This is a genomic window from Paraburkholderia sp. SIMBA_027 (assembly GCF_046535315.1).
GTDB lineage: Bacteria > Pseudomonadota > Gammaproteobacteria > Burkholderiales > Burkholderiaceae > Paraburkholderia > Paraburkholderia tropica.
In genome coordinates, this window is record NZ_JAWRWY010000968.1 from 1 (window position 1) to 259 (window position 259).

General features: G+C 38.2%; 1 protein-coding gene. It reads left to right on the top strand.

What is annotated here, in order from left to right:
• On the top strand, window positions 1-259 hold a 259-nt coding region (locus tag SB764_RS41990; protein WP_410867034.1), incomplete at both ends, for a hypothetical protein.

Genomic DNA, 259 nt, shown 5'->3' on the forward strand with positions numbered 1-259 from the left:
ATATTGTATTGAACCAGGAGGCCGTAGCTACAGCTCCTTCTTGTGCAACCATTTCAAATCCTGTTAATGGATCTACAATATCCGCAGGAAACTTAGCATTATCCTGGTCAAGTGTGCTTACTGCTGTAAACTATAAAGTGAAAGTTGGAACAACTTCAGGCGGTTCAGATATACTGAATTCTACTGTTGCTGGAACAATTGCAAATATTACTTTAGCTCCAAATACGAATTACTATGCTAAGGTTACCCCTTCAAATTT